Origin of the sequence: Gemella massiliensis (assembly GCF_900120125.1) — a bacterium.
Classification (GTDB): domain Bacteria; phylum Bacillota; class Bacilli; order Staphylococcales; family Gemellaceae; genus Gemella; species Gemella massiliensis.
Genome location: NZ_LT635546.1, coordinates 422,520 through 436,577 on the forward strand (window position 1 = coordinate 422,520; position 14,058 = coordinate 436,577).

A 14,058-nucleotide genomic window follows, 5' to 3' on the forward strand; every position below is an offset into this window, starting at 1 on the left:
ATGAGTTTTGTAGATATTATTGATAATAATAATTTGATTGAAGATAGTATAAAAGAAATGCTATTGTCACTTTTAGACACGGCTGCCGAATATGAAAATATAAATACCGATATTGCTGATATGTCACTTACGTTTGTTAATAAAGATGAAATTCAATATATAAATCGTGAATATCGTGGAAAAGATGTTCCCACTGATGTTATTTCATTCGCTTTAAATGATGAAGTCGAAGACGAAATTAATATTATCGGTTTAGAAAATGAAATCAACTCCCTTGGCGATGTTATTATTTGTGTTGATATTGCTAAGGAACAAGCATTGGAATATAATCATAGTTTTGATAGAGAAATAGGATTTCTAGCAGTTCACGGTTTCTTACATCTTTTAGGATATGATCATATGAATAAAGATGATGAAAAAGAAATGTTTGAGAAACAGGAAATTATTTTAGAAAAATTTGGATTGAGGAGATAAGTATGTTGCCAATAGAAAAGGTTAAAACCGGTTTTGTAACAATTATAGGTAGACCTAATGCAGGAAAATCAACGTTATTAAATAATATTCTTAAACAAAAAATAGCTATTATGTCAGATAAACCGCAAACGACTCGTAATATTATTAATGGCGTTTATACCGATGAAGATTCTCAAATCGTTTTTATTGATACACCGGGTATTCATAAACCAAGGCATAGATTAGGTGATTATATGATGAAGTTGGCTAATAGCGCCATTAAAGATTCAGAAATAGTTTATTTAATAATTAATGCTAATGAAAAATTCGGTAGTGGTGATCAACATATTATTAATATTATAAAAGAACTTAATGTTCCGACCTTTTTATTAATAAATAAAATAGATTTAATTAGTCCGGAAAATATAATAGAAATTATAGAATTTTATAGAAATTTGCATGATTTTGTAGAGATTGTTCCTATTTCAGCTTTGAAATCTATTAATGTTGATAATTTATTAAAGACAACTAAAAAATATTTAATTCCAAGCATAAAAATGTATCCTGATGACGTCATTACAGATTCTCCCGAATATTTTGTTATTTCTGAATTTATTCGTGAAAAAGTTTTGCAACTTACTGAACAGGAAATTCCACATTCTATTGCGGTTGTTATTGATAAAATTTCAAAAGAAAAAGGTAAGAAAAAAAATATTATAGCTACAATAGTTGTTGAACGAAAATCACAAAAAGGTATGATTATTGGAAAACAGGGGAAAATGATAAAAGAGATTGGTATTCGTGCTAGAAAAGATATTGAAATACTACTTGGAGAAAGGGTATTTCTTGAGTTATGGGTAAAAGTAATTGATAATTGGCGTTCAAAACCTAATTTAATCCGTGATTTAGGCTATAGGGATGATGTCTTTGACTAGAAATAATTATGTAACAGGTATAATAATAAAAAAAATAAAATATCGTGATTATCATGAGATACTTCATGTTTTAACCGAACATGGATGTATTGAAAGCTTTTTTTATGAAAATGTTTATAAGAATAAAAAAAAATTAAAGGTAAATATCCCATACAAAGTTTTGATTAATTATTTTCCAACAGGTGGGATGAATAAAATAATAGCATTGGAAATAGAAAATATGTATAACACCATAATTTATGATGTTATGAAAAATGCGTATGCCACTAACATAATAGAGTATATCGCGTATAGCAATGATACATATTTAAACATATATAAGCTTCTTGGTAAGTGTTTAGATTACATGAATCGTAACATATCTGAACGTTTAGTTACGATTTATTGCTTAATTAATTTATTAAAAGTACACGGTTTTAATTTTAAATATCAAAAAACAGATTTAGAATATGTGGCATATAGTTTTAGATACAGTATTTTTGTAGATAAAAATCATTTAGACCAAGGATGTTATACCATAAATAACAGTCTTGTAAAGTTGGTTTATTACTTTAGCATAAAACCGATAAATTTTTTAGAAACATTGGATATTAGCGATAGAGAATTAGTTTCCTTATTTGAATTTTGCAATTTATTGTTTAAGGAATATGTTGGAATTGAAACAAAATCATACCCAAAAATAATAGAGTTGGAGAAATTACTTAACTCTATTTAGTAGAAAGGATTTTATAAAATGAGTGCTATAGGAGTTTTTGATAGCGGTGTAGGTGGTTTAACAGTTGCTAGAGAAATTATGAGGCAACTGCCAAATGAAACTATCTATTATTTTGGTGATGTGAAAAATTGCCCATATGGAGATAGAAAAAAAGAAGAAATTATTAAGTACACAGAAAAAGCTGTGAAGTTTTTAATTAGTAAAGGCGTTAAGATGATTGTTTTAGCGTGCAATACTGCGACTGCGGCAGCTCTTGATCATTTGCATGATAAATATGAACTTCCGATAATCGGGGTAGTTCAACCGGGTGCAAGGCGTGCTATTCAGGCATCGCAAAACAACAAAGTATTAGTATTGGGAACACGTTTTACCGCACAGTCTAAAGTATATAATAACGAAATCGATAATATTAATCCGGAAATGACGGTATATAATAAAGCATGTCCGACGTTTTGTCCTTTTATTGAAGCTGAAGGTAATCTTATTCCTCATGCTACCGAAAATCTATTAAAAGAAGCATTGGATGAAACAAAAAAACTGGACATGGATACTGTTGTTCTTGGTTGTACACATTACCCTATATTAAAAAAAGAAATAGAAAAATTTTATGGTAAGGATATTAAAGTTATTTCTTCCGGTAGGGAAGCCGCACGTGAAGTGAGTACCGTCCTTACTTATGAAAAATTACATCAAAAAAAATTAAATAAAACTGCACATCAATTTTTTATATCTCAAGAAGGAAAAAATTTTAATAATATAGCTTCGAAATGGTTAAAACAAGATATTATTGCACAGATAGTGGATATTTAAGGAGTATGTCATGAAAGAGTTGGTATTAGCATCAAATAATACACATAAAATTGAAGAAATTAAAGAAATTTTAACAAATTATAATATATTAAGCCTTGCCGATGTTGGATTTTTTGATGAAATTATTGAAGATGGAGTCACTTTTGAAGAAAATGCACTTATAAAGGCGAGAATTATTTCTAATTATACTAAAAAAACTTCAATAGCCGATGATAGTGGGTTGGTAATAGATTTATTAAATGGTGAACCGGGTATTTATTCTTCTCGCTATTCAAAGGAACAAACTGATGAAAAAAATATTGAAAAGGTAATAACAAAACTTAATGGGAAAGAATCTCCGGCACATTTTGTATCTGTTATAGCTTTAGTAACTCCCAATGGAGAAGAGATAACATTTAGAGGAGAATGTCATGGAAAAATCATTTCAAAACAACGTGGTAATAACGGATTTGGTTATGACCCAATTTTTTACATAGAAAAATTAAATAAAACATTTGCTGAACTAAGCAGTGAAGAAAAAAATTCTATTAGTCATAGAAGAAATTCTTTAAACGAATTAGCAAGTTACTTAAGGGAACAAATTAATGAAAACTAAAATAAATAGGGAAGATTGTATTGCATGTGGGAATTGCAGTGCAATTTGCCCGGATGTATACGATTATGATGAAGACGGCATAGCATTTTGTCATATTGATAATAATTCTATGAGTGCAGTTATTCCTGAAAAATATGAAAGTTTAATAAAAGAAGCATGTGAGAATTGCCCGACTGAGTCAGTTATTGTGGAAGATAATAAGGAAGGAGAGCAGATTGAGTACTAAAAAAACTACAACAAAGAAAAAAACAAAACAAGTAAAAACACAAAAGATAGGAGCAATACCTAAAAAGAAAAAATCTGCAAAAACAAAAAAATCATCGAAAAAAAATAATATTCCTACACTTTCTAAAGAAACATATCGTTCAATATTTTTTATGATTTCTATCATTATAGTAATTTTATCAGTTTTACAAATGGGAGTTATTGGGAAATTTTTTGATGCTGTATTTAAATACTGTTTTGGTAATTTTAGCTATCTGTTGTATTTAATATTAGCCAGTATTCCGATATATCATGTAATTAACAAAAAATTGAAATCACCAATTTTTCTTATTGTAATATTAGTACTTATTGACTTTTTATTCCAACTAATTTTAATTGGTAATAAAGATATGAACTATATCAATTTTAATGATATTTATAATGATAAAGTATCACTTTATGGCGGTGGAGTGATTTCATATTTTCCTGTAAAATTACTTATATACTTATTATCATATTACGGAGCGCTACTCGTTGTTATTTCAGTGATAATCACAACAATAATACTATACCTGAATATTCATCATCGAATGTTTGTTCTAAAAGTAAAAAATACCATACAAAACGCATTTGATAAAAATGTATATGAGTCGGAAAGTGAAAATAAAGATGATTATGAAGTAATAATTTCTGAGAATGATAAGATAATAGAAAATTCCAATGAGAAACGCTATAATAAAATAAAAAATAAAGAATTGGAAGTTGACATAAGAGAATTTAATGAAGAAGTTTCTGAGTTTGATAATGTAAAAAAAGAAGAAGAATCTTATGATAGTTATATTTTACCTTCCATATCCTTGCTTAACAATCCTACAAAACAACAAACTATAACTAAAAGCGATGTCGTTAAAAAATCAAAAATTTTGCAAAGTACTTTTAACAACTTCGGTATAGAAGTAAAAATTGTTAAGGCTATAGTCGGCCCATCAATTACACAGTTTCAAATTTTACCAACACCAGGTACAAAAGTAAGTAAAATTGTTAATTTAAGCAATGATATTGCGCTAAATTTAGCAGCAAAAGATGTTCGTATTGAGGCTCCAATTCCGGGTAAATCACTTATAGGTATAGAAATTCCGAATACAATTAATGAACTTGTAACAATGAAAGAAGTATTTGTTAACAGTAAGGATAACTCACCATTATCAGTGGCTTTGGGTAAAGATGTTTCAGGAGAAGCTATCTTTACACGTTTGGACAAAACACCTCATTTACTTATTGCAGGATCTACCGGCAGTGGTAAGTCGGTTTGTGTAAATACAATAATAACCAGTATTTTACTCAAAAATAAACCTGACAAAGTTAAATTGATAATGATTGATCCTAAAATGGTAGAACTTTCCATTTACGATGGTATTCCACATCTACTAACGTCGGTTGTTACCGATCCGTTAAAGGCTGCCGATGTATTACATAAGGTTGTTCTTGAAATGGAAAATAGATATCGTGAATTTTCACGTGCTAGAGTTAGAAATATGGAAGGCTATAATAAAATAGCCGAAAAAGATCCGGATTATAAAAAATTACCATATATTGTCGTTATAATTGACGAGCTTGCTGATTTGATGATGGTTTCATCGAAAGAGGTGGAAGAATCAATAGCACGAATAGCACAAAAAGCACGTGCTGCAGGTATTCATATGATTATTGCCACACAACGTCCATCGGTTGATGTTATTACGGGGGTAATTAAAACAAATATTCCATCACGTATAGCTTTTGCGGTAAGTTCCAGTGTTGATTCAAGGACTATACTTGATAAATCAGGTGCTGAAACATTGCTTGGTAAAGGCGATATGCTTTATCTGTCAGCCGATTCAAATAAACCTGTACGTATCCAAGGTGCTTATTTATCAGATGAAGAAGTTGAAAAGGTAGTAGATTATGTAAAAAGTCAGTCAAAAGCACAATATGATCCAAATATGACACCAAGTGAAACAACAAAGGAAAATAACGGGGTAGGTAATAATGAAATAGATCCCCTTTATAAAGAAGTGCTACTATTTATCGCAAAAACACAAAAAGCATCTGCATCACTATTGCAAAGAAGGTTTAAAATAGGTTATAATAGAGCTGCACGTATTGTTGAAATGTTGGAAGATGATGGTTACATAGGCCCGGCAGATGGTGCAAAACCTAGAAAGGTTTTTTTAGAAAAAGAATTTTCGGAAGATAACTAATAAATTTTATTTACATATATTAAATTATGTTAACTTAAATAATATTAAGAGGTACAAATAATGAAAAAAAATAATAAATTATTATCAGGAATACTTGTTGCATTATTATTTATTATAGGAGGGCTTTCTGCCTACGCATATAATAAAGAACAAAGCTATAAAAATAATAAACCTGTAACAAGTAATAATAATTCTCAAGAAACAGCTAACACAAAATTTATAAATAATAGTTTGAATAAGTTTAACGAAGTAGATACATTAGACAAAAAAGTATCTGAACTTAAAACATTACTTGATAAAAAAGATGAGATAACTTCTAAAAATAAAGATGACGAAATTAAATTATTTAATGATGTGCTTAAACAAATGCGTACTAGTTTATCATCTTTAATAGAAAAAGAAATTCAGAATAATACATTATCACAAGTAGATAAACAAGATAGTGAAAAAGTTAATTCGGCTAAAGATAGTTTAAATGCGTTACAAGCAATTATTGAAAAAGAAAAAACCGTGATATATGAAAATGAAGGAGACGGTGCAACGACATTAACAACAATAGCAAATGTACTGGTAGCAAATAATGAAGTTCTTGCAGCAGCCAGTGCACAGCAAGCTGCACCTTCTACGCAAACACAAGACCAAACTAACGGTCAAACAGCTCAAGGACAAACAACACCGCCTGTTGTTACTCCTACTCAACCTGCAAGACAAAACTCAGGTGCGACTGTGCCTAATAATCAAAAGAGCCAATAATATGCTTAATTAATAAAACAATGAGAAAACCATTACTTTAAAGGTTTTCTCATTGTTTTTATATTGTAGCTAATCATTGTTTATGTTATAATAAATTAGTACATTAAAAAAGATAAAACAAAAGTCAGAAGGATAAGTAATTACGATGAATCTACCAAACAAAATAACATTATTTAGAACAATTTTAATACCGGTTTTTATAATTTTTTTACTAATTGATATGGGTGGTTCTATATCAATAATAAATGGGAGATCTATTAAGTTAAACACTTTTATTGCCGCTTTAATATTTATTTTTGCTTCTATAACAGATTTTGTTGATGGTTATTTAGCAAGAAAATATAATCTTATAACAAATATGGGGAAATTTTTAGATCCGCTAGCGGATAAACTGCTTGTAGGAAGTGCATTTATTGTAATGGTTGAACTGGGGATGATGCACAGTTGGATGGTTGTTGTCGTTATTGCAAGAGAGTTTGCTGTAACAGGGCTTCGACTATTGGCGGTGGAAAAAGGTGAAGTTATACCTGCCGGTGTACTGGGAAAATTGAAGACAGTAAGTCAATTGGTAGCTATTATACTTATTTTGCTGGGGAATCCTATTTTTAATACGTGGAATTTTGAATTAGATTATATTTTACTTTGGATTTCCGTTATTTTAACTATCCTTTCAGGTTTGGAATATTTTAAGAATTCTATACATGTTTTTAAATAAACAAAATCGCAGAAGATATAATTGATAAATTCTTCTGCGATTTTGTTTGAAAACTATTTAAAATGTTTAAAGCGATATTATTCATCAAGTTTGTCAATAGATTGTTTTATTATCTTTTTAGATTCATTAATGTAAAGCATAGAAGTATCACTGTTTGAATGACCCATTTGAGTCATTATAATTGGAATATTACCATTTGTTTTTAATGCTAATTTTGTACCGTAACTATGGCGGAGTTTATGTGGTGACATTGGAACATTAAATGCGTCGGTATATTTCATTACTAACTTTTGAATAGCACGAATTGAAAGTCCGGTTTTATTTTTAGATGTAAAAACAAAATCTTCACTTGTTGGTTTTAATGCCAATGAATTAAAATATATATTCAATTTAGTGAGAGCAGATTCCGGTATAATTACCGTATCTGTTTTATTTCCTTTACGAATTACATTAATTTCACTATTAAGAAAATCAATATCTTTCACTTTAAGATTAGCCAACTCATTAACACGAATACCACTTTTTAAGAAAAGGGTGAGGATAGCTATATCTCTTGTTTTATCACGTAAAAAAAATATTTTAGCATGTTTAGAAAGTGTATTTTCATATTGATTTTCGACAAAATCAAGAAATTCTTCATCTTGCGAATCAAGAAAAATTTTTTCTGATATTTTTTTTGAACGTGAAGATAATGTTTCTTTAACACGTGTAATAGGTATTTTAAGCATAACATTACGCTCAAAATAAGCACGCCCTTGTTCATTTTCACTCGTTACAGTAAGAAATTTATAAAGAGAACGCATAGCAGCTTTATAATTGTTTATTGTTGTTTGTGTACGATATTTACCGTTTATTGCTTCACGAGAAAGATATTTAAAATAACTTTCCATTTCTTTTTTTGAGATATTTTCTAATGTAGAGAGTTCTACATTTTTAATTATATCAGCATGAGAAATAGTTTCACTAATTAACCAAGAAAGAAAATTTTTATATGTTTCTAAATATCTATGCAACGTAAGTGGCGATAAAATATAATAATAAGTATCAATAAAATCCTCAATATAATCAGGAAATTCAGGAATGAGTTTATTTATTTTTTGACGGTAATAATCACGTTGATTGCGTACCACTATTATATTTCTCCTTTACACAATAATTTATGCATATAATATGTATTATGCGAACAATTATATTATAATATATATAAATTATTTTTTCAACTCTTTTAATCACTATTAGATTTTTAATTTCAAATTTTAATACCTCAAAATTTAAGATTACAAAGTAAAAAACTACCTAAGATAATCTTAGATAGTTTAAAGTCTATTGCTAATTATACACGCTCAACTTTTCCAGATTTTAAAGCTCTAGCAGAAACCCAAACTTTTTTAGGTTGTCCATCTACTAAAATTGTTACTTTTTGTAGATTAGCTTTGAATTTTCTTTTTGATGCGTTCATCGCATGTGAACGAGTATTTCCTGAACGTGCTTTACGTCCGGTAACGTAACAAACTTTTGCCATGAATTAATCCTCCTTTTTGGAAATAGTTTATTCATAACATTTACTACATACACAAAATATAATATACCATATACTAACACGTATAGCAAGTGATATTGTTTATAATTTTTAAATTAACTGAATTGAACCAATAATAAAACTATTACAAACGCAATTATACTGGCGACACTTGTACCAAAAGTCCATGTCTTAAATGTTGACTTTAAATCAAGGTTTAAATATTGTTTGAATAGTCAAAAACCCGGATCGTTAACATGAGAACAAAACATACTTCCAGCTGCAATGCTAAGCATAACCAAAGTTGCAGGATAATTTATACTATTAATCATCGGTTCTACTATTGCCAATGTTGTGATAGCAGATACCGTACTGCTTCCTAGAGTAATCCTTAATATCGCAGCAACCACGAAACTAATAAGTAATACTGAAATATTAAGTTTTGATGTTATACTAACTATCTCTTCAGTAACCTTTGCATCTATTAAAATCTGTTTTAACCCCCCTGCTGCTCCATTAATTAATAACACTGTTGCTATAGATTTTGCAGATAGGGTTAAATCATTAGAAATTTGAGAAATTTTTTGCCCTCTCATTATTCCTAATCTTACTATTGCTATGATAAGAGTGATTATAAGAGCCGAAATAGGATTAGAAATCAACTTCAAATATGAATTTACCGTCTTTGGTAGACTTATCATTGATATTATCAACTGTGGTATTGTTATTAAAATAACCGGCAGTAATAAAATAAAAATAGAAATAGAAAAGCTAATGCTACTATCAGTATTATCAAAACTCAATTCATTTTTTTGCTTTGTTTTTTGCTCTGAACTAGTAAGAGTAATTTTAGTTAATAACACACCACTTATTATTACCGTTGGAATAGCCACTATTAAACCATAGTACATAACTTCAGTGATTTGTAAATTAAAACTTTTTACTATAATACTTGGACTGGGATGTGGTGGAAATAACGCATGTATTGTTAAAATAGAGATACCGGTAGGAAGTGCTAACCAAAGTTTATTGACATTTTAGTGTTTTGCAATATTGAGAACTATTGGAATAATCAAAATAAATGCTACATCAAAAAATAATGAAAAACTAATACACATACCGGCAACAATAAGACCCCATTGAATACCTTTAACACCAAAAAAGTCAATTAAGCGTGTTGCGGTAATTTCTGCTACTTTTGAAGTATTCAGTAAAGAACCCAACATAGCCCCTAATCCTAAAATAAGTGATAGATGACCTAGTAATACACCATTCCCCTTTTCTACAGTATCAATAATTTCTATCGGTGATAATCCGAGAATTAATCCTAGAATAATTGAAATTAATAAAATAGATATAAACGGTTCAACGTTTAATTTAGTTATTAATATAATCAATGCTATAATCCCAATAAAAACCGTAAATAACCGTATTGAATTATTTAATATAAGCACTGTTGATATTATTAAAAATAATATGCTAATAATAGATAACTTATTTTTTTTTAACATACTCACTCCTTAAAATTTTTATAAAGTTTATTATAACATTTTTTCAAAAACGTTTCTAAAAATTGAATTGATAAGTAATTTAATATTAATTAACATTTAGATCATTTTACTATAAACATTATTTTATTATTTAATAACTTCACTTTGGAAAACTTTTTTCGCTTTACTAACTTGTAAATTAAAAAAAAATATGTTATTATATAATCAATTCATTACCGAGGATAATCTCGGTATAATAAAAATTTATAAGTGGGAAAATATTATGTCGGCAAAAAGATTAAAAAAAGAAGAAAGAAAAAAATTTATACAAGATATAGCAAAAGAATTATTTTTAGAAAAAGGATTTAAAAATACTACTATGCAAGATATAGTAGTTGCTTCTGAAATGTCTATTGGCGGTCTATACCACCATTATAAGAGTACAGGCGAAATACTTTACGATATAATGATAGAAGGGAATATCTACAGAAAAAATATTATGTTTGAAAAAATTAATAATAATACAGTTACAAATAAATTATTAGCAGAATTAATAGTTGATAAAATGTTGGCTGATAATGAATTTACACCATTGTATGTTATGTTTTTACAACAATTAAATGAAGATGAAAGTTTAAAAAAACTTTTTGAAAAATTAAAAAAAGATTCTATAAATAGCCTTAAAAAATTTTTTGAGAAAATTGATTGTATTTGTTCTCTTGATGAAATACTTGAATTTATTACGTGTATAATTAATACTTCAGTGCTAGGGTGCGAATTAATTGATATTAGAAAAAATTTTATAAAAAATAGAAACCAGCTAGAATTTATGATTGAATCATATTTAACAAAAAATATTATTATAAAATAATCAATGAAAGGAATGATAAATATGGATAAAAATAGTAAGGAGTTACTAACTGCTACTCCACTTAATATTATGGTTAAATTATCTATCCCCGCAATTATTGGAATGATTGTTATAGGATTATATCCTTTAATGGATGGTATATTTGCAGGACAACTTTTAGGGCAAGATGCAATGACCGCTGTAGGTGTTGCAATGCCTTTTACATACTTTAATACAGGAATTGCAACGTTAATCGGTGTAGGTTCCGCCTCTGTCTTATCTCGTGCTATAGGAGAAAGAAATCAAAACACTATCGATAAAATTATGAATAATTTACTTTATTGGGTTATTCTATTGTCAGTTATTATAACAATTATAGGTTTTTTATTTTCAAAACAATTTTTGAGTTTGGTAGGAGCAAGCGGAAATATATTAGATTTAGCTACGCGTTATTTAAAAATTATATTTATAGGTTCTCTATTTGTCAATTTTGCTCAGGCAGCCAATATGGTTATGCGTGGTGAAGGATTAATGAAAAGAGCAATGCTAATTATGGGAATTGGTGCTGTAATTAATATTATTTTAGACCCTATATTTATGATATCAATGGGAGATAGAGGAATTGAAGGTGCTGCCATTGCAACTATTACAGCACAAATAATTCAAGCAATTATCACATTTTATTATTTTAAATATAAAAGTAATACTGTTAAAATTAATAAAATTATTAGTGAAACCAGTATTTATAAAGAAGTATTTTCTATTGGAGTATCTGCGATGTTAATGCAGGTTTTAACTATTATTCAGCAAAGTTTATTATACAATCAAGCATTCAGGTACGGTGAAGATGAAGCCGGATCAATAATGGCAGCTTCATTAAGAATATTGGCATTTTCATTTATTCCAATTTGGGGTATGAGCCAAGGACTACAACCGGCAATAGGAGCGAATTTCGGCGCAAAACAATATGATAGAGTCAGATCAATTTTTAAAATATTTACAATCTACTCTATTGTGTTAGCTGCTATTTTTTGGATACCATCAATTATTTTTACTAAACCACTATTAAGTCTTTTTGGTTTAACAGGAAATTCTTTAATAAATGGAGTAACAAGTTTTAGAATACTTTATAGTGCTTTCATTTTATATGGAGTAATGATAATGTTACTAACATTTTTCCAAGCGATTGGTGATGCAAAATCTGCCGGACGCTTGGTAATGTTAAGACAAGTTATAATATTTGTACCTGCGATGATAATATTACCAATGTTTTTCGGTCTTAAAGCAGTTTGGTTTACAACGCCGGTTATAGATATTTTAATCGTTGTTTTAGGTATGCTCACATATTTAAAAACAATAAAAAAATTTAATTAAAATCCGTATTATTAAGGTATTGTACATACAAAAATAACCATTTGAATTTACAAATGGTTATTTTTGTACAATAATTATGCTCTTGATACATAGTTACCTTCTGCTGTGTTGATAACTAATATATCTCCTTCTTTTACGAATAACGGTACTTGTAATGTATAGCCGGTTTCTACTGTTGCAGATTTAGAAGCACCTTGTGCTGTATCCCCTTTTACACCCGGTTCTGTCTCTGTAACAAGTAATTCAACTGTTGTTGGTAAATCAATTCCTAAAATTTCATCTCCAAACATTAAAATCGAAACTTCCATGTTTTCTTTTAAGAAGTTCAACTCATGAGTAAGGTTTTCTTCCGGTACTTCTATTTGTTCATAAGTAGCATTATCCATAAACACATAAGCATCACCTGTTGAATATAGATAAGACATTTTTTGATTGTTTATTTGTGCTTTGGCAACTTTCTCACCTGCTCTAAACGTTTTATCATTTACGGCACCGGTTCTCATATTTCTAAGTTTAGAACGAACAAATGCAGCTCCTTTTCCCGGTTTAACGTGTTGAAATTCTAACACTTTCCAAATGTTACCATCAACTTCAATAGTAACACCGGTTTTAAAATCATTTACTGAAATCATTTTTAAATCTCCTTTGAATATTACTAATTATTATTATAATTAATTTCTTTTATTTAATCAATACTAAATTTATAGTTAACTTTACATAAATAAAAATATGTAAAGTGCAACATAATTTTTTAATTTAATTTTCTTTTACGGCTTCTACCATGTAAATTTTATTACCCTTTTGGATAAACTTATCCTCATATTCAGTGTGAACATTATCTTCTTCATATATACTGTTTGTCAAATCCAGCGATATTTTTTCAAAAGTAAAATCATTTTTTGCAAAACTCATAAGACTATATTCAAATAGCCCTTGATTATCAGTTTTTTGGACAATAGTCTTTTTATTATTTAAGATAATTTCATAACGTTCCAAAAATTTACTAAATGTTAAACGTCGTTTTTCATGACGTGTCTTAGGCCATGGATCTGAAAAATTTAAATATAGTTTACTTATTTCAAATGGTGCAAAATAATCTAATAAATCTTCTGCATTCCCTGAAATAAGTTTTAGATTATCTCGATATGTTTCTTCAATCTTATCCAGCAAAAAGCTAAGTACAGTTTGTTGTGATTCCATTGCGATAAAATTAATATTTGGATATTTTTCCGCTAATGTGTGAATAAACTTCCCTTTTCCACTTCCTATTTCCAGATGTATAGGATTGTTGTTTCCAAAAATGTTTTTCCATTTTCCCTTGTTATCCTTTGGTTGTAAAAATACTAAGGGGCTGTTTTCAAGACGTTCTCTTGAATTTGATCTGTTACGAACTCTCATTCATATT

15 protein-coding genes and 1 pseudogene are annotated in these 14,058 nt (G+C 28.6%); 11 read left to right on the plus strand and 5 right to left on the minus strand.

Annotated elements, in window-relative coordinates:
* The 9 genes from ybeY to pgsA all read left to right on the plus strand — a co-directional run bounded on the left by ybeY (position 1) and on the right by pgsA (position 7,420).
* The gene (gene ybeY, locus BQ7358_RS07005; RefSeq protein ID WP_062173454.1) at positions 1 to 474 is read left to right on the plus strand and encodes an rRNA maturation RNase YbeY; all 474 of its coding nucleotides are present in this window, start codon (positions 1 to 3) and stop codon (positions 472 to 474) included.
* 2 nt (positions 475 to 476) lie between these two features.
* Complete coding sequence (gene era, locus BQ7358_RS07010; protein ID WP_072520404.1) at positions 477 to 1,388, plus strand: GTPase Era; 912 nt, start codon at positions 477 to 479, stop codon at positions 1,386 to 1,388.
* Positions 1,375 to 2,103: a DNA repair protein RecO gene (recO, locus tag BQ7358_RS07015; protein WP_231723750.1), complete on the plus strand. Its 729-nt coding sequence runs from the start codon at positions 1,375 to 1,377 to the stop codon at positions 2,101 to 2,103. Before era ends, recO begins: the two co-directional genes overlap by 14 nt.
* 18 nt (positions 2,104 to 2,121) lie before the next feature.
* Positions 2,122 to 2,913 (plus strand): glutamate racemase, encoded by a 792-nt coding sequence (gene racE / locus BQ7358_RS07020; RefSeq protein ID WP_062173448.1) that lies wholly within the window; start codon positions 2,122 to 2,124, stop codon positions 2,911 to 2,913.
* 10 nt (positions 2,914 to 2,923) lie between these two features.
* A complete protein-coding gene (locus BQ7358_RS07025; RefSeq protein WP_062173446.1) occupies positions 2,924 to 3,508 on the plus strand; it encodes an XTP/dITP diphosphatase in 585 nt (194 codons plus the stop codon).
* Positions 3,498 to 3,734, plus strand: a complete 237-nt coding sequence (locus tag BQ7358_RS07030) for a ferredoxin (protein WP_062173444.1) — start codon at positions 3,498 to 3,500, stop codon at positions 3,732 to 3,734. Before BQ7358_RS07025 ends, BQ7358_RS07030 begins: the two co-directional genes overlap by 11 nt.
* 190 nt (positions 3,735 to 3,924) lie before the next feature.
* On the plus strand, positions 3,925 to 5,952 hold the full coding sequence (locus BQ7358_RS07035) for a DNA translocase FtsK (RefSeq protein WP_062174734.1): 2,028 nt from the start codon (positions 3,925 to 3,927) through the stop codon (positions 5,950 to 5,952).
* Positions 5,953 to 6,012: 60 nt separating this feature from the next.
* On the plus strand, positions 6,013 to 6,705 hold the full coding sequence (locus BQ7358_RS07040) for a hypothetical protein (protein ID WP_062173442.1): 693 nt from the start codon (positions 6,013 to 6,015) through the stop codon (positions 6,703 to 6,705).
* Positions 6,706 to 6,850: 145 nt separating this feature from the next.
* Complete coding sequence (pgsA, locus tag BQ7358_RS07045) at positions 6,851 to 7,420, plus strand: CDP-diacylglycerol--glycerol-3-phosphate 3-phosphatidyltransferase (protein ID WP_072520406.1); 570 nt, start codon at positions 6,851 to 6,853, stop codon at positions 7,418 to 7,420.
* 77 nt (positions 7,421 to 7,497) lie between these two features.
* Here the strand turns inward: pgsA and xerS are convergent, their stop codons facing one another.
* The 3 genes and pseudogenes from xerS to BQ7358_RS07060 all read right to left on the minus strand — a co-directional run bounded on the left by xerS (position 7,498) and on the right by BQ7358_RS07060 (position 10,450).
* The gene (gene xerS, locus BQ7358_RS07050; RefSeq protein WP_082729126.1) at positions 7,498 to 8,550 is read right to left on the minus strand and encodes a tyrosine recombinase XerS; all 1,053 of its coding nucleotides are present in this window, start codon (positions 8,548 to 8,550) and stop codon (positions 7,498 to 7,500) included.
* A 203-nt stretch (positions 8,551 to 8,753) separates the two neighbouring features.
* Positions 8,754 to 8,942, minus strand: coding sequence for a 50S ribosomal protein L28 (gene rpmB, locus BQ7358_RS07055; protein WP_006365046.1), 189 nt, complete (start codon positions 8,940 to 8,942; stop codon positions 8,754 to 8,756).
* Positions 8,943 to 9,055: 113 nt separating this feature from the next.
* Positions 9,056 to 10,450: pseudogene (locus BQ7358_RS07060) on the minus strand (GntT/GntP/DsdX family permease).
* A gap of 262 nt (positions 10,451 to 10,712) precedes the next feature.
* Here BQ7358_RS07060 and BQ7358_RS07065 point away from each other — a divergent pair.
* Positions 10,713 to 11,300: a TetR/AcrR family transcriptional regulator gene (locus BQ7358_RS07065; RefSeq protein WP_062173436.1), complete on the plus strand. Its 588-nt coding sequence runs from the start codon at positions 10,713 to 10,715 to the stop codon at positions 11,298 to 11,300.
* Positions 11,301 to 11,321: 21 nt separating this feature from the next.
* A complete protein-coding gene (locus BQ7358_RS07070) occupies positions 11,322 to 12,653 on the plus strand; it encodes an MATE family efflux transporter (protein ID WP_062173434.1) in 1,332 nt (443 codons plus the stop codon).
* Positions 12,654 to 12,727: 74 nt separating this feature from the next.
* Here the strand turns inward: BQ7358_RS07070 and efp are convergent, their stop codons facing one another.
* Positions 12,728 to 13,285: an elongation factor P gene (gene efp, locus BQ7358_RS07075; RefSeq protein ID WP_062173432.1), complete on the minus strand. Its 558-nt coding sequence runs from the start codon at positions 13,283 to 13,285 to the stop codon at positions 12,728 to 12,730.
* A 124-nt stretch (positions 13,286 to 13,409) separates the two neighbouring features.
* On the minus strand, positions 13,410 to 14,051 hold the full coding sequence (gene trmB / locus BQ7358_RS07080; protein WP_062173430.1) for a tRNA (guanosine(46)-N7)-methyltransferase TrmB: 642 nt from the start codon (positions 14,049 to 14,051) through the stop codon (positions 13,410 to 13,412).
* Between the last annotated feature and the right edge of the window lie 7 nt (positions 14,052 to 14,058).